Here is an 18,138-nt window from a genome sequence, read left to right on the forward strand (position 1 = left end):
AAGAGGCGCTGAAATGTTGAAACATCGCGGATTTCCCGGCCGTCTGACCGGGACGGATTATCAATTCACTATCAGACGGGCCAACCCAAAGGGTGTTACCCCACTGACAATGCGTGAACGGTTCCGGGATCGTAAACCTGCTGATCGTCGCGCGGATGCAGCCTTTATCGAGGCCCTGTGGGAGCATTTCGGCGACCAGCCATTCGAACGTGGCAATCTGGATGCCGGTCGCCTGAGCTGGTTTTTCGGGCGTGAGGTCATTCCGGCGGAGGATCCGTTTGACCCCGCCAGCTATGATGCCTTGCTGGTCATTGATCCGAGCGTGGCCAGAGCCTCGTTTCCGGACATTTTCGGCGGGGATAGCTGAAGGTGATCGACGTCGTCGCACATAAACGCCTTGGAAATTCCAACAGGGTTTCTTTGCCCCGGTTGGGTCAAGAAGGATATGTGCGCTGTGCAGATCGGGCGCGTGACAATCGCGCAAAATACCTGAGGGAAAGGGCGCAAACCACTGATACTATGGCCTGTATAACCCGTGGCTTGGTGGCGGGAAAACCATCAAGGCTCGGACAGGAAAAAGGCCGGTCGGCGGGGGTTGGCCGCGGCGACTTAGGATCGAATTCTTCAGGTCATGTGATCTCAGGTAGCGTTGATAAAACAAAGGTTTGCGTGACTGTCGGGGTGCGAATTTCGCCCTGCCCAACCAAAGTTCACGCGAGCGGAATCGGCGCGTTTCTGCGCGATATTTCGCTGAATGGGCAGATTCTGGCCGGAAATTTCACCACTGGCCAATCCCGGTTTGCAGGTGCAACCGGGCCGTGCATGGTGAGCGGGTCGTGCGGCTCTACTTTGCCTGCGCCGCACGCGCACCTACTATTCCGTACCCCTTCCTTCCGCGGGCAGGCTTGTGGTTCTCACAATGTCCTGCCCGCGTTTTTCTTTGTGCAAACTTCAGTCATTGGATGGCATAAAACTGCGCAAATGGGCATTTCGGTAGGCTCGTTATTGAATAACAGTGGCGATTTCCCGCATCTGGCTCTGAAATTGTTAAAAAACCAAAAAGGGCAGACATCATGCGAATCTCGAAAGTCATTCTTGCAATGGCGACCTGTGCAGGGCTCGCGGCGTGCGGAGACTCGACCGGCGAGCAGGCGTTGCTTGGCGGCGGAGCCGGCGCCGTTGGCGCGGCAGTCGTCAGTGCCGACCCGCTGTTGGGTGCCGTGGTCGGCGCGGCAGGCAACGTGCTTTACTGCAAGACCCAGAACAACTGTAGATAACGAAATCTTCGGGGCCCCCGTCGCCCCGACCGTCATCGCGCGACACGCCGTCGTGGGGCCATTGCCCCGCGGCGGCGTTTTGCGTTTCCAGAACTTCAAGACAGAGGACGTTCCATGTTCAACAAGATCCTGATCGCCAACCGGGGCGAGATCGCCTGCCGGGTTATCAAAACCGCCCGCAAGATGGGCATCGGCACGGTCGCCATCTATTCTGACGCGGACAAGAACGCCCTGCATGTATCGATGGCGGATGAGGCGGTGCATATTGGCCCACCGCCTGCAAACCAGTCCTATATCGTCATCGACCGCGTGATGGAGGCAATCCGTCAGAGCGGTGCACAGGCGGTTCACCCGGGGTATGGTTTTCTGTCGGAAAACTCGAGATTCGCCCAAGCGCTGGATGCCGAAGGCGTGGCCTTTATCGGCCCTCCGGTCGGTGCGATTGAAAGCATGGGTGACAAGATCACCTCTAAAAAGATCGCGCAAGAGGCCGGCGTCTCTACGGTTCCGGGCTATATGGGCCTGATCGAAGACGCCGACGAGGCCGTCAAGATTTCGAATGAGATCGGATATCCGGTCATGATCAAGGCCAGTGCTGGTGGCGGTGGTAAGGGTATGCGGATCGCATGGACCGACGACGAGGCGCGCGAAGGGTTCCAGTCCTCCAAGAACGAAGCCGCGAATTCCTTTGGCGATGACCGGATTTTCATTGAGAGGTTCGTGACCCAACCCCGTCACATCGAGATTCAGGTTCTGTGCGACAGCCATGGTAATGGCATCTATCTGGGCGAACGCGAATGCTCGATTCAGCGCCGAAACCAGAAGGTTGTGGAAGAGGCGCCATCGCCTTTCCTGGACGAGGCGACACGCAAGGCGATGGGCGAACAGGCGGTGGCCTTGGCCAAGGCTGTGGATTATGCCAGCGCTGGCACGGTCGAGTTTATCGTTGATGGTGACAAGAACTTCTATTTTCTGGAAATGAACACACGCCTGCAGGTGGAACACCCGGTGACCGAACTGATCACCGGTGTCGATCTGGTTGAACAGATGATCCGCGTCGCAGCCGGTGAGAAACTGTCGATCTCCCAGGACGATGTCACACTGACCGGCTGGGCGATTGAAAACCGTTTGTATGCCGAAGATCCTTATCGTGGCTTCTTGCCGTCCATTGGTCGTTTGACGCGCTACCGCCCGCCTCAGGAAACTGCCGCTGGTCCGCTGTTGGTAAATGACAAATGGCAGGGTGAGGCCCCCAGCGGAGAGGCCGCCGTTCGCAACGATACCGGCGTCTATGAAGGCGGTGAGATCAGTATGTATTACGATCCGATGATCGCCAAATTGTGCACCTGGGCCCCGACCCGTGATCAAGCGATTGAGGCGATGCGAGTGGCGCTGGACAGTTTCGAGGTCGAAGGCATCGGGCACAATCTGCCGTTCCTGTCGGCAGTGATGGATCATCCGATCTTCATCAAGGGCGAGATGACTACCGCGTTCATCGAAGAACAGTACCCCGATGGGTTCCAGGGCGTAGAGCTGCCCGAGGCTGACCTGCGCCAGATCGCAGCCTCCTGCGCCGCCATGCACCGGGTGGCTGAGATTCGCCGCACCCGTGTATCGGGCCGGATGGACAACCATGAACGCAAGGTCGGCAAACGCTGGGTCGTGACCCTGCAGGGCCAGGAATACGCAGTTCAGGTGAATGCCGATAAAGAGGGTGCGACGGTCAAATTCGAAGACGGCGCGACATTGCGCGTGGCCTCGGAGTGGACGCCGGGCGATCAGCTGGCGGTGCTGGACATAGACGGTAGCCCGCTGGTTCTGAAGGCCGACAAAATCTCGGGCGGGTTCCGGATCCGCAACCGGGGCGCGGATATGAAGGTGCATGTGCGCCGTCCGCGACAGGCGGAACTGGCCAAGCTGATGCCCGAGAAACTGCCGCCGGATACGTCGAAACTGCTGCTCTGCCCGATGCCTGGCCTGATCGTAAAGGTCGATGTCGAAGTGGGCCAAGAAGTGCAGGAAGGTCAGGCGCTGTGCACCATCGAGGCGATGAAGATGGAAAACATTCTGCGCGCCGAGAAAAAAGGCACCGTTGCCAAGATCAACGCAGGCCCCGGCGACAGCCTCGCCGTGGATGATGTGATCATCGAGTTTGAATGATCATGACCGTGCGTTTGTCATATCCTGCAAGGGAACCGGCGGTCGCCGCCGGGGCCGTCGGGTATGGGAAACGCGTTCAGCCGCCCTCGCGCCGTTCACGGATTTCGCGTTGGCGCAGGGGGGTCTTGTCGATGGAGCGACCGATTTCACGCACGCTCCAAGGGGAGGGTTTGCGCAGTTTGACCACGCCGTCCTTGTCGACAAACACCATCTGGAACCCGCGCGGGCGTAGTTTTGACCGGATGGGCGAGCGGGCGTCAGGGTCAGTGTCGATCAGAACGACCACATCGCGGTCGCGCATGACGTCCTCCCCTTCCAAAAGCATGTCGACCTGCTGCTGGAATCGCGGGTCAGCAGGTGTATCGGCAAAGACAACAATGGGCCGCTTGATCCACAGATATTCGCTGAGCTCGCTATCCCCCACAGGGCGGACAAATTCATCGTCAACCGGGGCTACCCCGTCAGCTGCAAGGGCCGCCAGTGGAAATAGCGCCGAAAAAACAAAGGCTAGCGTTCGTGTCATTGGGCCTCCTGTTGGATTGAATATAGTCCCTGTGCGCACGAATGCGACCAGCGAAATGCACGCAGCCCATAAAATATTGCGTCCCATCCAATTCCAATGGGCGCAACCACGGATGATAACGCGCGGGCCACGCCCTTGCGCGACCCGAATTGAGAAAAGGATATCGCAATGACCAATAGGAAAGACTGGCAGGCGCTGGCCGAGAAAGAGCTGCGCGGTCGCCCGTTGGACGACCTGACCAAAGAGACGCTGGAAGGCATCGCCGTCAAGCCACTCTATACGCAGGAAGATACGGCTGATCTGCCACATATGGGCTCCATGCCCGGGTTTGGGCCGTTCACGCGCGGGGTAAAGGCGACAATGTATGCCGGTCGTCCCTGGACGATCCGCCAATATGCGGGGTTTTCTACCGCCGAAGAATCGAATGCCTTCTACCGTCGCAATCTGGCGGCGGGTCAGCAGGGGGTCTCGGTTGCTTTCGATCTGGCCACGCACCGCGGATATGACAGCGACCACCCACGCGTTGTCGGCGATGTGGGCAAGGCCGGTGTGGCCATCGACAGCGTAGAGGACATGAAAATCCTGTTCGACGGCATCCCGTTGGACAAGGTCTCGGTCTCGATGACCATGAACGGTGCCGTGATTCCTATCCTGGCAAGTTTCATTGTAGCGGGTGAGGAACAGGGCCACGACAAATCCGTCCTGTCCGGCACTATTCAGAATGACATTCTGAAAGAATTCATGGTGCGTAACACCTATATCTACCCGCCTGAGCCTTCGATGAAGATCATCTCGGACATCATCGAATATACGTCGAATGATATGCCCAAATTCAACTCGATCTCAATCTCGGGCTATCACATGCAAGAGGCCGGCGCGAACCTGGTGCAGGAGCTGGCCTATACGCTGGCTGACGGGCGCGAATACGTTCGTGCAGCGACGCAGGCCGGAATGGATGTCGACAAATTCGCTGGTCGCTTGTCGTTCTTTTTTGCCATTGGCATGAATTTCTTCATGGAAATTGCCAAGCTGCGTGCGGCCCGTACCCTTTGGCATCGGGTGATGACCGATTTCGGCGCGAAATCCGAGCGCTCTAAGATGCTGCGGACCCATTGCCAGACCTCAGGCGTGTCGCTGCAAGAACAAGACCCCTATAACAACGTGATCCGCACCGCCTATGAGGCGATGAGCGCGGTTCTGGGCGGCACCCAATCGCTGCATACTAACGCCTTGGACGAGGCGATTGCGCTGCCCACCGATTTCTCTGCTCGCATTGCACGGAACACTCAGTTGGTGCTGCAAGAGGAAACCGGGGTGACCGATGTGGTCGATCCGCTGGCCGGGTCTTACTACGTCGAAAGCCTGACTAATGAGCTGGTCGAAAAAGCCTGGGCTCTTATGGAAGAGGTCGAGGAAATGGGCGGCATGACCAAGGCCGTTGCATCCGGCATGCCAAAGCTTCGGATAGAAGAAAGCGCCGCCCGACGGCAGGCGATGATCGACCGGGGTGACGAGGTAATCGTCGGCGTCAACAAGTACCGCAAGGAACGGGAAGACCCGATAGACATTCTGGATGTCGACAACGTGGCTGTCCGCGAGGCGCAGGTGGCACGTCTGGAACGCATCCGTGCCACGCGCGATGAGGCTGCCTGCCAAAAGGCGCTGGACACCCTGACGACCACCGCCCGCGATGGCGGCAACCTGCTGGCCGCTGCTGTCGAAGCCGCCCGTGCCCGCGCATCTGTAGGAGAGATCAGCATGGCAATGGAAAAGGAATTTGGTCGCCACCGCGCCGAGGTCAAAACGCTGGCCGGTGTTTATGGGGCCGCCTATGAGGGCGACGAAGGCTTTGCCGCCATCCAGAAGTCCATTGAGGATTTTGCTGAGGCCGAAGGCCGTCGCCCGCGCCTGCTGGTCGTCAAGATGGGGCAGGACGGGCACGACCGGGGAGCCAAGGTGATCGCCACAGCCTTTGCCGATATCGGCTTTGACGTGGACGTTGGCCCGCTGTTCCAAACGCCAGCCGAGGCAGCACAAGACGCGGTGGACAATGACGTCCATGTCGTCGGCATTTCGTCTCAGGCAGCCGGGCACAAGACGCTGGCCCCGCAGCTGGTCGAAGAACTGAAAAAGGCCGGGGCTGAGGATATCATCGTCATCTGCGGAGGTGTCATCCCACAACAGGATTATAAGTTCCTCTATGATCACGGGGTTAAGGCGATCTTTGGTCCGGGTACGAACATCCCAGAGGCGGCACAAGATATCCTGAGTTTGATCGGCGAAGCCAAAGATTGACCCGGCGCTAAGTTTTTTCGTCGAAAAATCTTGTGATCCAGCGCCTTTGAGGAAAACATACGGCCAGACCCTTGCGGTCTGGCCGTATGTCATCTGGGGGGCTCATCCGTGTTACTTGATCACTTGGCGGTTGCTGGCGAAACGCTTGAACAGGCCTCGGCTCATGTCGAACAGGCGCTGGGCGTACCCTTGCAGGACGGCGGCAAGCACGAGAAATTCGGAACTCATAACCGGTTGTTGGGCCTGCGGGACGGTTTGTATCTGGAAGCCATCGCGATTGACCCCGATGCACCCAATCCGCAAAGAACCCGCTGGTTCGATCTAGATCGGTTTCAGGGCGCTCCCCGCCTGACTAACTGGATTTGCCAGGTTCCGGATATCGAGACCTCACTGATGGTCTTTCCTGACGGAGTCGGCCAACCGATCGACCTAAACCGTGGCGCGCTGCGTTGGCGCATGGCGGTGCCCCCGAACGGGCGCTTGCCGTTCGACAACCTCTTTCCAGCGCTCATCCAATGGCAGGGAGATCTGCACCCGGCAAACATGCTGAACGACAGCGGTTGCCGTCTGCGCCGCCTGATTGTCTATCACCCTGACGCACTGGACCTCGCCAAAGCGCTAGGCCCGTTAGAGCGTGTTGAGTTTGAAAGCGGCCCGGCGGCGTTGCGCGCGGAAATTGACACGCCTCACGGGGTGCGGGTGCTGGAATGAATATCCGGCAAGCCAGTTCAGACGACGCGCCCGCCGTTGCGGCGATCTGGAATGCGATAATCCGCGATACGCTGATCACATTCACCACTGAATTGCGCAGCGATGACGCCGTTGCCTTGGATATCCTCTCCAGGGGGGGGGCGTTTCTGGTGGCCGAGCGTGACGGCGTTGTTCTGGGCTTCGCAACCTATGGTGCGTTTCGGTCAGGGCCGGGCTATGCCCATACGCGTGAACACTCGATCCTGTTGGCACCGCAGGCGCGGGGCCAGGGGATAGGCCGCGCATTGTTGCAGGCCTTGGAAGCCCGCGCACAGATGGACAATGTTCATGTTCTGATTGCGGGCATTTCCTCGGCCAATCCTACGGCCATCGCTTTCCATACAGCTGCCGGATTTACACAAGTGGGCCTGATGCCCGAGGTGGGGTTTAAATGCGGTCAGTGGTTGGATCTTGTGCTGATGCAGAAAATTCTTGCCCCGCAGTGATCTGTCGCACCTGACAGTCGCGAAGGAGCGGGTTAGGGTGCACTCATGTCGATTTGGACCCGTATATCCGATGCGCTAAGCGCGCTTGCACAGGGCGAAAGCCTGACGGCCGTGTTCGAGAAACTGCGCACGCCGCCGGAACGCTCGGTCGCCTTTGCGATTGCGGTCATCGCCCTGGGGGCCAAGATGGCCAAGGCCGACGGGCAGGTCACGCGAGACGAGGTTACTGCCTTTCGGGATGTATTTCAGATCGCACGCGAAGATGAGGCCGGTGCAGCTCGAGTCTTTGACATGGCGCGCACCGATGTCGCCGGGTATCAGGAATATGCCAGCAAAATTGCCTATATGTTCGCAGAAGACAGCACCACCTTGTGCGACCTGATGGAGGGGCTGTTTCATATCGCAATGGCCGACGGGTTTTATCATCCCAACGAAAATAAGTTTCTGGAAGATGTCAGCCGGATATTCGGTCAGACCGATGCTCAGTTTCTGGCCTTACGCGCACGGTTTGTACCGGATGCACCAAAGGATCCTTATACGGTGCTGGGTGTGCCGCGGAATATGCCTCTGCCCGACATTCGTAAGGTCTGGCGGCAACTTGTACGCGACACTCATCCCGACGCAATGATGTCACGAGGCGTTCCGGAAGAGGCCATTCGTCTGGCCGAAAAAAAGATGATCGACATCAATCGCGCCTGGGATGAAATCAAAGGCGCGCAGGCCTGAACCGATGCGATTGGCAACCTACAATATTGAATGGTTCGCCAATCTCTTCGACCGGCAAGACCGTTTGATCGTAGATGACAGCTGGTCCGGCAGATACAATGTCACCAAAGCTGAACAGATCGAGGCCATCGCAAAAGTGCTGACGGCAATCGACGCGGATGCCGTACTGATTGTTGAAGCTCCGAATACTGGTAAGACGCAGAACACCGTGCGTGCGCTGCAAGGGTTTGCCGAAGCGTTCGATCTCCGCATAGGAAACGCGATCATGGGGTTTCCGAACGATACCCATCAGGAACTTGCGTTTCTTTTCGATCCTCAGATCCTGTCATTGCGCCATGATCCCAAAGGAAACAAGGAGGGAAAAGGGGCTGCCCCTCGTTTTGATGGCGTGTTCAAGATCGACCTGGATATTGATGCAACCGAGGATCATGTGCGCTTTTCCAAGCCGCCAATGGAGTTGTCAGCGCAGACGTCAGGCGGGGCGACGTTTCGACTGATCGGAGCGCATCTGAAATCCAAAGCCCCGCATGGGGCAGAAAGCCGCGATGAGGCGATCCGGATATCCATCGCCAATCGACGCAAACAGCTTGCACAGGCTGTCTGGTTAGGGCGGCGAGTACAGGCACATATTGCGGCTGACGAGCATGTCATCCTTTTGGGCGATCTCAACGACGGGCCGGGCTTGGATGAGTTTGAAAACCTGTTCGGACGCTCATCTGTCGAAATCCTGTTGCAGACCGGTCTGTTCGATCCGCATGCGGTGATGGCAAACGAGGCTGAACCCGAAATCTTACCCTCGTCCGCGCGCTTTGTTCGCCGCGACAGGGCTGATCATCTTGAGGCGCTGTTGGACTATGTCATGATCAGCGAAGGGCTGCGTGTTAAGCGCCCGAAATGGCGCATATGGCATCCTTTCCAGGACCCTGCATGCTATGCCTCGCGGGACCTGCACGAGGCGCTGCTGACAGCCTCGGATCATTTCCCTGTCACGCTGGATATTGATCTGTGACCTTTCATCACCGGCGTGGGCGACTTATATCTGAAGCATGAAAAAGTTCATTTCAATATGCGTGGTCACAGCGGCCATGGGCGTTCCGGCACAGGCAGAGGACGACACAGGCAAATCCTTGATGGAACAAGGGGCTGAGTTGTTCTTTGAAGGGCTGCGTCAGGAAATGGAGCCCGCGCTTGAAGATTTGTTGGGGCTGGCAGATCAATTCGGCCCCGCGATGCAGTCGTTTTTTGAGGAAATGGGACCGGCCCTGGCGGAACTGGCCGCCGAAGTACAGGACTGGAGTGTTTATGAGGCTCCGGAAATCCTGCCGAACGGGGATATCATTATCCGCAAAAAGCCGCCCGAGCCCGAGCTTGAGCCGGAAAAACCCGAAAATGAACCCGAAGGCGAGATTGATATCTGAGGGTCAGCCTTTGATGATCAAGCGGGGTTCGGATTTCAGCGTGCTTGCCAATGAGTTCAGTCGTGCTTCGGCCACTTCGCTAAAGAGAGGGGCTGCGGCTTCTGGCAAAATCAGCTCTAGCTGACGTTTTTTAGGGTACAGCCGAAGCGTGCCCATCGTGGCTTCGTTCTGCATCCACAGCATTGCACCAAAGCGCATGGCTTTGCCCAGAATCTCGGCCTGTTCCTGATCTTTTTCGCCCAACAAGTCATAGAGAGGGGTAAACCGGTTGCCTTCACGCTTGTTGCGATACCTGTGCTGCAGGGCCAGCCCGATATAAACCCGTTCGGAATGCTTTAAACCGCCCAAGTTGGCGCGAGTTACGTAATCAAAGCAGGTTTCAGCCCGGTAATCCGGATGGGCGCGCCAACTGACATCGTGCAAAAGACACGCAGCCTTGATCAGCCTGACCCGCGCGGGCGGCGCGGATTTGAACAGAGGCATGACGAATTCGAACAGATGTTTGCCAAACCCGGGCAGGCGGGCATCTTTGGCTTCGGAAAAATAGCTGGCTTCGATCAGAGGGTCACGATCGCGCAGGATTTGTGGCATCTGTTCGTAAAGCAGGCCTTCGCGGATGCCATAGCTGGAAACGGCAATGTCCTTGGGTTTGAACGTTCGCACCAGTCGCGCAAGCACATCCATCGCATAAGGGATCAGCGCCATCCGAGAACCCGAGACGCCTGCCAGACTGCGCAGTTTTTCCGGGTCACCCTTTTCGATGAATTTGATGGTCTGATGCACCTGCTTTGTCGTCATCCGATATTCATGCAGCACGTTCAGGGGATATCCCCGGCGCAGCATGTCGAGCCTTGCAAAGGCCCGCCAGCTTCCGCCCACCAGAAACAGACGATCGCGCTGAGGGCCCATCTGGTCGCGCAGGTTTTCCATCGTCTCCTTGATTTGCGCCTTGCGCGCGCGACGACCGCCCTTGATATCCCGCAGCTTCAGCGGACCCAGGGCCGATGACAGGCGACGACCAACGTCTCCACCACCGATCTCGGCCAGCTCCATCGAGGACCCGCCGATATCACAGATCAGACCATATGCACCGGGCCAGCCCAGTAAAACGCCCTGAGCGGACAGGCGTGCCTCTTCCCCGCCGTCGATGACCGAGACCGTCAACCCGGTTAGCGCGTGAACTTCGGCGCAGAAATCCGGGCCATCCTTGGCCTCTCGCACGGCGGCGGTGGCCACGACGTGCAGCCCCGGCAGACCCAGATCGTCTGACAGCCGGGAAAAACGCTTCAACGCAGCCAGGGCACGTATCCTGCCAAGCGGGTTCAGGCGGCCGGTCTCGGACAGGCCCGCGCCAAGCTCGCACATGACTTTTTCATTGTAGAAATAGGCAGGCGATCGCGCCGCACCATCAAAGATCACCATCCTGACCGAGTTCGACCCTACATCAACAACGCCGACGCGCGACAGGGCGCGGGCCTCGGGGTTGTCAAACAACGGCTTTCCGAAAGGTCCCCAGTCGGGAATGTTGGTATCTACGGCTTGATCCATATCTCTTCCAGATATTCCAGGCTTAAGATGCGAAATCACCGGGGACGGGTCAATCGCTGGTTTCGGCATCTTCCAGTTCCGCACTCAGTACCCGTACGGCCAGAGCCCGCGTGATGTCTCGTTTCTCAGACAGCGCCAGTTGATCCAGCAGCGCCACAGCGCTGGCGGCGGTTTCGAAACGGCGATCCATATGTTTGACGAGGTAAGCGATGACCTCGGGTCCGGGGTTCAGCTGTCGGTCTACGAACAGTTTGGCCAGCACGGCGCCCAGTAGCGCGTCATCGGGCGGGTCCAGCGCAACGTGATGTGCGCCTTCGATCCTGCTTTGCAGGTCAGGCAAGGGCAACTGCCAGAAATTTGGCGCCAGGCGTCCGGTCATCAACAGGGCGTGGCCTTCTGCCAACACAAGATTGTGCAAATGGAATAGGGTTTTCTGCTGGTCGATATCGCCAGCAATCATGGGGACATCTTCCACTGCGATCGGTGTTTGGGCGAGGTCAGGAACCTCGTCGTGCTTAATCTGCGAGGCTTGCACAATGCGACCACCGGTCTCGGCCGCCCACACATGGGCCAGATGTGTCTTGCCCGCGCCTGCAGGACCGCTGAGCACCAGTTTATTCCCCGGCCATGAGGTAGCCGAGATCATGGCCACGGCCAGCGCATTTGCGGGCGAGACGAAAAAATCCTCGCGCCCCAGCGCAGTCTTGGCCGGTAGATCAAAGCTCAGCTGTAGGGCCATTCAATCGTCTTCCTGGTCCAAACCCACAAGGCCAGTATACAGACGGCTATCCAAATAGATCGACGTGGCAAAGCGCGCCAGAACGCCAAGTGCTGCGGCGACCGGGACGGCGATCAGCATCCCGACAAATCCGAACAGGGCGCCAAAGACCGACAATGCCAGCAACAGCCAGACCGGGTGCAACCCGACCGAGCTGCCGACGAGCTTTGGCGTCAGAAAATTGCCCTCGGCCACCTGACCCAATGCAAAGACCGCTGCGACCAGCCCAATTTGCGTCCAGTCTCCCCAGAACTGGAAAAGTGCCAAACCAATGGCCAGTGAGCCCCCGATCAGGGCGCCCAGATAAGGGATAAACGTGACCAAGCCGGCGATGAACCCAACGACCAGCCCGAACTGCAGTCCGACGGCCATCAGCGCGACGGCGTAATAGGTGCCCAGGATCAGGCAGACCGTGCCCATTCCACGTACAAATGAGGCCAGAACGCTGTCAATCTCACCAGCCAGCCGCTTGATGGTGGGGGCGTGGTCGCGGGGCAAAAGCTCTGCGATACGAGCAATCATGCGGTCCCAGTCCAACAGCATGTAGACGGTGACCACTGGGACAATCACCAGCAGAACCACCACGTTGATGGCTGATCCAAGCGACGCAGCGACAGATTGCAGGACATCACCAGTTTTGGACTGAAGCGTCTCTCCCAAGGACACCAGAAACTGGTGCGTGTTGGATTCGCGGTCCAAAAGCGACGGGAATTGCTGTTCGATAAACCCTCTTAGCTGCTTGAGAAGGCTGGGCATAACCTCGACCAGGTCGATCAACTGGGTGATCAGCGCCGGAACGACCATCAGGATAAGCAGTACGAAACCCAAAACGCCGACAACCGTGATTACCCCGGTAGCGGCCATACGGGACAGGCCCAGCTTTTCAAGCCTATCCGCAACAGGATCAAGGAAATAGGCAATCGCGCCACCGATTACAAAGGGCAGCAATACATCGCCAAGTGCCCACAACAGCAGTACAATAACCACTGCGGCGATGCCCCAGTACCTGAGTTGATCTCTTACCGGCAAAGCCATGGCTGTCCCCTTGTTTCGGCACGTGCAAACGTTCTTGGCGTATGCGGCCCCACGATGCAAGCGCTTCATGACCTGCCAGAATCGCGCGGGGCTAGTCGCTTAACGTGCCCAGTTCAGGGGTGGCGTCATGGGCTGTTTCGTTGGGCCAGTTGGTGCGCCAGATTTCGGCAGACCAATGGCCGCAATGAACGGATGGACGGTCAAAGCCAGGCAGAGGCGTCAAAAGCGGTTCGACAACCACATCATGCCGCGGCACCGCGAAATACGGGAAGGAATAGCGTTCCTGCCCCGATCGGTTGACCACTCTGTGAGGGGTGGATTTCAACCGGCCACCCGACCAAAGCTCTAGCATGTCGCCGATATTGACGACAAACCCATCCGGCGGGCAGTCGGGTGTGATCCAGCCGCCATCGCGGGTCTGAACTTCAAGCCCGCCGACCGGGTCAGGGGCGATGATGGTCAGCGCATCTGTGTCCTTATGCGGGTGGATGCCATAGCCGGTATCGTCCGGGGCCTGAGGGGGATAGTGCAGCAGGGACATATTGGTCATAGGATCATGAAACGCGTCTCGCAACTGGTTCGCAGGTAGCTTCAATCCCATCTCCAGCGCGCCCAGCAGCATATGCGCAACACCGTCCAGCTTTGACCAGTAATCCAGAATCACTGCCTGTGCCCGTGGAACATGACAGGGCCAGATATTGGGGCCATAGAGGGCACAATCTCGGCGGATGGGCGCATCCAGGTCCACCTGATAATGCAGCTTGTAGCCTTCGTATTTATCCGCTTTGCCCGACCCGTCATTCGGGGTGAAAAACCCCATCGGGATAAAACCGCGATAATTCTCGCGTGTGATCGCCTGATCCCATTTCGCATCATCGTCGATGTCGAAAATCTCCCGGACGCAAGTGCGCATGTTGTTGACGGTGTCCCGCGAAACGCCGGTGCCGGTAATCGACAGGAACCCAATCCGGGTGCAGGCATCCATGACTGCCTGAACGGTTGCGTTGAAATCGGGGTGGCTGGAGTCACCCAGCGGAGCAATGTCGATTGTTGGGATGTGGTCCATCAGCGCATCCTCACGCCTTGCCGTGCCAGTTCTTTATGCACCGGGGCAAGGTTCAATTTATCGAGGTCTTGGTTGCTTTTGAGTGAAAGCGCCGCAGCAATCCCCGCACCCTGACCCATGACCGCACAGCAAGCCATGTTGCGCGTCGCCGCATGGGCAACCCGGTCCGCCCCATGTGACCGGCCCGCGACCAGCAGGCCTCTGATCCCTTTGGGCAGCATCGACCGATAGGGGATATGCATGTACCGACCAGTCGTGGGCAGGATCAGAATGCCATAGCCGTCGATGAATTCGGGATAGATGCCGATGGTGTCTTCGAACCGGCCCTGATGGCGGGCATCATCCTCGGTCATGTTGTACACCGCGTCGATCTTGCGGGTGTCGCGAATGCCGATGGTCATCCCGAAATTCCGCAGCCGGGCGTTCTCACACCCGGGCATGAACCGGCGCAGCGCCTCGATGGCGAGCATTGACTGACGTCGCCCTTCGATCTCACCGCGGGTCATGCTGTCGGGATCGGTGCCATCGATCTCGGCCAGATGAATCAGGTTCATATAGGTCAGCTCACCGGTGTCATGCATCGCGCCCCAAGTGCCCGCGATGGTGTTCAGATGTGCTGGGATCAGCCCCTGATCAATCGCCTGCTGGAACGGTTTGTGCACAAAGGGCGAGTACATGTCGTCCTCTTTACCGCTGGTCTCAATGTTCCATTCGCCACCACCGCCCCAATCCTTATAGGTCTGGGGGTCGGCCTTGACGCCTTCGATAAAGGCGCGCTTGTCGACGCCCGCCAGATGGAACATGACCGAGGCCGCCATCATGTCTTCGCGTGCGGTCTTGTGCGTGGGCGCACCGGCGCGATGGGCGACATCTGCGTCCCCGGTAGCGTCAATGACAACCTTCGCCAGTATCGCCTCGCGCCCGGCTTTGGATTCGGTGATGATGCCGGTGATCCGGTCGCCGTCCATGATCGGAGCCACGAATTGCCGGTGCAGCATCGGGTGTACGCCCGCCTCTTCGACCAGCTTGTCCGCGACCAGTTTAAAGCCTTCGCTGTCCAGCTCATAACTCAGAGATTGGCTTTCCGGCACGGCCGCGCCCATGTCCCTGGCGCGGATTTCGAATTCCATGCCGATGCCGCCAGCCTCAACCGTTTGTTCGTGGCGATACCAGGCAAAGCCTTCAACGCCGACAGCGGTGATATTGCCGCCCATGCAGCCGAAGCGGTCGACCAGCGACACTTCGGCTCCGGCCCGTGCGGCCGCCAGCGCTGCGGCCAGACCTGCAGGCCCGGAGCCAACGACCAGAACGTCCGTGGAATGGACAACGGGGATCTGACGGGCGGGTTCTTGAATGGTCTGCATGGGCGCCTCGGTGACTTTACATTGCCGCCACATTTGACGCAGCTAACTGGCGGGTCAATCAAAAAACCGACAGGCCCGTGGTCGTAAAACCCCAATGCGTGATTGCCCCCGGCGGGGCTTTGGCATAATCACCTTTGAAGTCGAATTTTACCTCTAAAGGTCAAGCCATGCGCCTCAGCCGTTACTTTCTGCCCGTTCTCAAGGAAAACCCCTCCGAGGCTCAGATCGTCAGCCACCGGCTGATGCTGCGCGCGGGCATGATCAAGCAGGCCGCTGCTGGGATCTATTCCTGGCTCCCGCTGGGGTTCAAAGTTCTGCGCAAGCTGGAAAACATCGTGCACGAAGAACAGGCGCGGGCGGGTCACATCGCCATTCAGATGCCTGTCATGCAATCGGCAGATCTGTGGCGCGAATCCGGACGTTATGACGACTACGGCCAGGAAATGTTGCGCATGAAAGACCGGCATGACCGGGACATGCTTTTTACCCCGACTGCCGAGGAACTGGTGACCGACATTTTTCGGGGTCATGTCAGTAGTTACAAGGACCTGCCGCTGACGCTCTATCAGATCCAGTGGAAATTCCGCGATGAAATCCGTCCGCGTTTCGGCGTGATGCGGGGCCGCGAGTTCTATATGAAGGACGGTTATAATTTCGACTTGACCAAAGAGGATGCGCTGCACGCCTATAACCGCCACCTGGTTACATATCTGCGCACCTATGAGCGCATGGGTTTGCAGGCGATCCCAATGCGCGCCGATTCCGGCCCAATCGGTGGCGACGATACGCATGAATTCCTGGTTTTGGCTGAAACCGGCGAGTCTGAGGTATTCTATGACAGCGCCGTCACCGACCTGACTTTTGGAGACCGTCAGATTGACTATGACGACCGTGGTCAATGTCAGTCTATTCTGGAAGAGTTCACTTCAAAATATGCCCGCACCGACGAGACGCATGACGAGGCGCTGTTCAATCAGGTGCCGGAAGATCGGCGCCGCGTGGCGCGCGGGATCGAAGTTGGCCAGATCTTTTATTTCGGCACAAAATATTCCGAACCTCTTGGGGCAACCGTTCAAGGCCCCGATGGCAAACCGGTTCCGGTCCATATGGGTAGCCACGGCATCGGTGTCAGCCGCTTGGTTGGCGCGATCATTGAAGCCAGCCATGACGACAAGGGCATCATCTGGCCCGAGGGCGTGACCCCGTTCCATTGCGGTATCGTGAACCTGAAACAAGGTGATGACGAAGCGGACGCAGCCTGTGAAAAACTCTATGCCGCGCTGACCGTGCTGGGGCTTGATCCGCTCTATGATGACCGCAAGGAACGGGCCGGGGGCAAGTTCGCCACCATGGACCTGATCGGTCTGCCATGGCGCATCACCGTTGGCCCGCGCGGCCTGAAAAACGGCTTGGTCGAACTGACTTGCCGCCGCACAGGCGAAAGCGAAGAGTTGAGCCCCGAAGCCGCCGTCACCAAGATCGCCGAGATCTATGAGCGCATCGCCTGAAACCGTCACGCCGCTGATCTCGGTCATCACGGCGACATATAACCTACTGTCCCAAGGGCGGCAGGACAGTTTCCGCGAAGTCATAGCCTGTATGGCCCGGCAGAGTTGCGACCGGGCCGAACATATCATTCAGGATGGCGCATCGGATGACGGCACGGTGGCGTTTCTGGAAGAGCTGACGGCAGGTGCACCACGAACGCGCGTGATCAGCGCGCCTGATACTGGCCTGTATGATGCCATGAACAAAGGCGCCGAGGCTGCACAGGGTGAATATCTGCTGTTCCTGAACTCGGATGACTCGTTGGCATCGGTTGGCATTTTGAACACCCTTGCCGACCGGCTTGCGGAATCTCGACCGGATTTCCTCTATGGCTCGACCCTGCGCAAATACGAGGACGGCACGGAAAGTCGGGAAAAGCGCATGGCGCTCAAGGCGATCCTGCAACGGATGCCGTTCTGCCACAACTCGGTCTTGCTGAGGCGGGATGTGTTTCAGGCGCTGGGCGGGCATGACACGCAGTTTCGGGTGGCTGCCGATTATGACCTGATGCTGCGGCTCGTCGCCGGAGGATATCAGGGCGCGCGCACGGATGAGCCGATTTCGATGTTCTGGGGCAGGGGTGTCACCAGCGATATCGTCAACACCGCCGAAGATTATGCCCGCGTCTGGGTGCAGTTCTATTCAGGCTTCAATGCGGCTCGGACCCTGACCCAGCAGGATTTCTTCCGGTTCTACCGCCGCGGACATATGCCCGCCAATCTGATGATTGAATTGCTGCGACGCCCTGATACGCCGGACGGGATCAAATTGGCTGCACGCCATAGCCTTTGGAAAACAGCCCGCCGGTCCATACAGTTTTGGCGGCGCTATTAGTGGCCTGTCGCAGTCGGTCGGACCGAGACCAGGTCGCCATCAGCACCTGATCCGCGTGGGACAACGATCGGACGACCCAAACGATTGACCAGGTCCTTAAACTCGAACCCCAGAAATCGTATTCCGCAAACACGGTCACCGGTCATGCGGTCGGTGATACAGAGCCGCCCTTGCCGGAACGCCAGATGATACCCTTTGTCTTTCAGGATATCTGTCAGATTGCTCCAACTTGCGGCGCCAGAAAATATCGGACGTATCGCTGCGCGCAGCAGTGCTGCGGTCTCGCAATCAATTTCTGTAGATAGTTTCCGGGCCGAAATTGCGCCCGGTTGTTCTGTCTCAGTACGAATATTCATGAGCGACCCCCGCT

At 58.3% G+C, this 18,138-nt stretch carries 18 protein-coding genes; 11 read left to right on the forward strand and 7 right to left on the reverse strand.

Annotated elements, in window-relative coordinates; all coding sequences use genetic code 11:
* Positions 1–13 precede the first annotated feature (13 nt).
* The 3 genes from AC2FIM_RS11145 to AC2FIM_RS11155 all read left to right on the forward strand — a co-directional run bounded on the left by AC2FIM_RS11145 (position 14) and on the right by AC2FIM_RS11155 (position 3,437).
* Positions 14–367 carry a hypothetical protein gene (locus AC2FIM_RS11145; protein WP_496708130.1) on the forward strand — a complete coding sequence of 118 codons (354 nt, stop codon included), beginning with the start codon at positions 14–16 and terminating at the stop codon, positions 365–367.
* Between the two features lie 706 nt (positions 368–1,073).
* Positions 1,074–1,277, forward strand: coding sequence for a hypothetical protein (locus AC2FIM_RS11150; protein ID WP_142636801.1), 204 nt, complete (start codon positions 1,074–1,076; stop codon positions 1,275–1,277).
* 114 nt (positions 1,278–1,391) lie between these two features.
* Positions 1,392–3,437, forward strand: coding sequence for an acetyl-CoA carboxylase biotin carboxylase subunit (locus tag AC2FIM_RS11155; RefSeq protein ID WP_271949454.1), 2,046 nt, complete (start codon positions 1,392–1,394; stop codon positions 3,435–3,437).
* A 76-nt stretch (positions 3,438–3,513) separates the two neighbouring features.
* Here AC2FIM_RS11155 and AC2FIM_RS11160 read toward each other — a convergent pair whose 3' ends face one another.
* Positions 3,514–3,960 (reverse strand): DUF4174 domain-containing protein, encoded by a 447-nt coding sequence (locus tag AC2FIM_RS11160; RefSeq protein WP_271949456.1) that lies wholly within the window; start codon positions 3,958–3,960, stop codon positions 3,514–3,516.
* Between the two features lie 168 nt (positions 3,961–4,128).
* On the opposite strand from AC2FIM_RS11160, the gene scpA reads away from it, so the two are divergent.
* The 6 genes from scpA (at position 4,129) to AC2FIM_RS11190 (ending at position 9,595) form a co-directional block, all read left to right on the forward strand.
* Positions 4,129–6,255 carry a methylmalonyl-CoA mutase gene (gene scpA / locus AC2FIM_RS11165; RefSeq protein WP_282021474.1) on the forward strand — a complete coding sequence of 709 codons (2,127 nt, stop codon included), beginning with the start codon at positions 4,129–4,131 and terminating at the stop codon, positions 6,253–6,255.
* A gap of 108 nt (positions 6,256–6,363) precedes the next feature.
* Positions 6,364–6,966 (forward strand): VOC family protein, encoded by a 603-nt coding sequence (locus AC2FIM_RS11170; protein ID WP_496708131.1) that lies wholly within the window; start codon positions 6,364–6,366, stop codon positions 6,964–6,966.
* The gene (locus tag AC2FIM_RS11175; protein ID WP_282021472.1) at positions 6,963–7,451 is read left to right on the forward strand and encodes a GNAT family N-acetyltransferase; all 489 of its coding nucleotides are present in this window, start codon (positions 6,963–6,965) and stop codon (positions 7,449–7,451) included. Before AC2FIM_RS11170 ends, AC2FIM_RS11175 begins: the two co-directional genes overlap by 4 nt.
* 45 nt (positions 7,452–7,496) lie before the next feature.
* Positions 7,497–8,177 carry a molecular chaperone DjiA gene (locus AC2FIM_RS11180; protein WP_142636813.1) on the forward strand — a complete coding sequence of 227 codons (681 nt, stop codon included), beginning with the start codon at positions 7,497–7,499 and terminating at the stop codon, positions 8,175–8,177.
* A gap of 4 nt (positions 8,178–8,181) precedes the next feature.
* Positions 8,182–9,186, forward strand: a complete 1,005-nt coding sequence (locus tag AC2FIM_RS11185; protein WP_142636815.1) for an endonuclease/exonuclease/phosphatase family protein — start codon at positions 8,182–8,184, stop codon at positions 9,184–9,186.
* Between the two features lie 37 nt (positions 9,187–9,223).
* Positions 9,224–9,595 carry a hypothetical protein gene (locus AC2FIM_RS11190; protein WP_271949466.1) on the forward strand — a complete coding sequence of 124 codons (372 nt, stop codon included), beginning with the start codon at positions 9,224–9,226 and terminating at the stop codon, positions 9,593–9,595.
* Positions 9,596–9,598: 3 nt separating this feature from the next.
* Here the strand turns inward: AC2FIM_RS11190 and AC2FIM_RS11195 are convergent, their stop codons facing one another.
* From AC2FIM_RS11195 to AC2FIM_RS11215, 5 genes are all read right to left on the reverse strand, one after another.
* Positions 9,599–11,143: a Ppx/GppA family phosphatase gene (locus AC2FIM_RS11195; RefSeq protein WP_271949467.1), complete on the reverse strand. Its 1,545-nt coding sequence runs from the start codon at positions 11,141–11,143 to the stop codon at positions 9,599–9,601.
* Between the two features lie 49 nt (positions 11,144–11,192).
* Positions 11,193–11,882 (reverse strand): P-loop NTPase family protein, encoded by a 690-nt coding sequence (locus tag AC2FIM_RS11200; RefSeq protein WP_271949468.1) that lies wholly within the window; start codon positions 11,880–11,882, stop codon positions 11,193–11,195.
* On the reverse strand, positions 11,883–12,956 hold the full coding sequence (locus tag AC2FIM_RS11205; protein ID WP_142636822.1) for an AI-2E family transporter: 1,074 nt from the start codon (positions 12,954–12,956) through the stop codon (positions 11,883–11,885).
* A gap of 91 nt (positions 12,957–13,047) precedes the next feature.
* Positions 13,048–14,022 carry an isopenicillin N synthase family dioxygenase gene (locus tag AC2FIM_RS11210; protein ID WP_496708132.1) on the reverse strand — a complete coding sequence of 325 codons (975 nt, stop codon included), beginning with the start codon at positions 14,020–14,022 and terminating at the stop codon, positions 13,048–13,050.
* The gene (locus AC2FIM_RS11215; RefSeq protein WP_496732005.1) at positions 14,022–15,386 is read right to left on the reverse strand and encodes an FAD-dependent oxidoreductase; all 1,365 of its coding nucleotides are present in this window, start codon (positions 15,384–15,386) and stop codon (positions 14,022–14,024) included. The genes AC2FIM_RS11210 and AC2FIM_RS11215 overlap by 1 nt, the downstream gene beginning before the upstream one ends.
* Before the next feature lie 167 nt (positions 15,387–15,553).
* On the opposite strand from AC2FIM_RS11215, the gene proS reads away from it, so the two are divergent.
* Positions 15,554–16,894 carry a proline--tRNA ligase gene (proS, locus tag AC2FIM_RS11220; protein WP_496732007.1) on the forward strand — a complete coding sequence of 447 codons (1,341 nt, stop codon included), beginning with the start codon at positions 15,554–15,556 and terminating at the stop codon, positions 16,892–16,894.
* A complete protein-coding gene (locus AC2FIM_RS11225) occupies positions 16,878–17,768 on the forward strand; it encodes a glycosyltransferase family 2 protein (RefSeq protein ID WP_496732009.1) in 891 nt (296 codons plus the stop codon). Before proS ends, AC2FIM_RS11225 begins: the two co-directional genes overlap by 17 nt.
* Here AC2FIM_RS11225 and AC2FIM_RS11230 read toward each other — a convergent pair.
* Positions 17,765–18,124 (reverse strand): hypothetical protein, encoded by a 360-nt coding sequence (locus AC2FIM_RS11230; RefSeq protein WP_142636832.1) that lies wholly within the window; start codon positions 18,122–18,124, stop codon positions 17,765–17,767. The two genes, AC2FIM_RS11225 and AC2FIM_RS11230, sit on opposite strands and share 4 nt — an antisense overlap.
* Positions 18,125–18,138 lie beyond the last annotated feature (14 nt).

It is taken from the genome of Ruegeria sp. CDSC052 (genome assembly GCF_059610685.1).

What these genes read in the sequence shown, in the direction of transcription:
- AC2FIM_RS11145 (WP_496708130.1), top strand. Translation starts at nt 14, where the DNA reads ATGTTGAAACATCGCGGATTTCCCGGCCGTCTGACCGGGACGGATTAT.
- AC2FIM_RS11150 (WP_142636801.1), top strand. Translation starts at nt 1,074, where the DNA reads ATGCGAATCTCGAAAGTCATTCTTGCAATGGCGACCTGTGCAGGGCTC.
- AC2FIM_RS11155 (WP_271949454.1), top strand. Translation starts at nt 1,392, where the DNA reads ATGTTCAACAAGATCCTGATCGCCAACCGGGGCGAGATCGCCTGCCGG.
- AC2FIM_RS11160 (WP_271949456.1), bottom strand. Translation starts at nt 3,960, where the DNA reads ATGACACGAACGCTAGCCTTTGTTTTTTCGGCGCTATTTCCACTGGCG.
- scpA (WP_282021474.1), top strand. Translation starts at nt 4,129, where the DNA reads ATGACCAATAGGAAAGACTGGCAGGCGCTGGCCGAGAAAGAGCTGCGC.
- AC2FIM_RS11175 (WP_282021472.1), top strand. Translation starts at nt 6,963, where the DNA reads ATGAATATCCGGCAAGCCAGTTCAGACGACGCGCCCGCCGTTGCGGCG.
- AC2FIM_RS11180 (WP_142636813.1), top strand. Translation starts at nt 7,497, where the DNA reads ATGTCGATTTGGACCCGTATATCCGATGCGCTAAGCGCGCTTGCACAG.
- AC2FIM_RS11185 (WP_142636815.1), top strand. Translation starts at nt 8,182, where the DNA reads ATGCGATTGGCAACCTACAATATTGAATGGTTCGCCAATCTCTTCGAC.
- AC2FIM_RS11190 (WP_271949466.1), top strand. Translation starts at nt 9,224, where the DNA reads ATGAAAAAGTTCATTTCAATATGCGTGGTCACAGCGGCCATGGGCGTT.
- AC2FIM_RS11195 (WP_271949467.1), bottom strand. Translation starts at nt 11,143, where the DNA reads ATGGATCAAGCCGTAGATACCAACATTCCCGACTGGGGACCTTTCGGA.
- AC2FIM_RS11200 (WP_271949468.1), bottom strand. Translation starts at nt 11,882, where the DNA reads ATGGCCCTACAGCTGAGCTTTGATCTACCGGCCAAGACTGCGCTGGGG.
- AC2FIM_RS11205 (WP_142636822.1), bottom strand. Translation starts at nt 12,956, where the DNA reads ATGGCTTTGCCGGTAAGAGATCAACTCAGGTACTGGGGCATCGCCGCA.
- AC2FIM_RS11210 (WP_496708132.1), bottom strand. Translation starts at nt 14,022, where the DNA reads ATGGACCACATCCCAACAATCGACATTGCTCCGCTGGGTGACTCCAGC.
- AC2FIM_RS11215 (WP_496732005.1), bottom strand. Translation starts at nt 15,386, where the DNA reads ATGCAGACCATTCAAGAACCCGCCCGTCAGATCCCCGTTGTCCATTCC.
- proS (WP_496732007.1), top strand. Translation starts at nt 15,554, where the DNA reads ATGCGCCTCAGCCGTTACTTTCTGCCCGTTCTCAAGGAAAACCCCTCC.
- AC2FIM_RS11225 (WP_496732009.1), top strand. Translation starts at nt 16,878, where the DNA reads ATGAGCGCATCGCCTGAAACCGTCACGCCGCTGATCTCGGTCATCACG.
- AC2FIM_RS11230 (WP_142636832.1), bottom strand. Translation starts at nt 18,124, where the DNA reads ATGAATATTCGTACTGAGACAGAACAACCGGGCGCAATTTCGGCCCGG.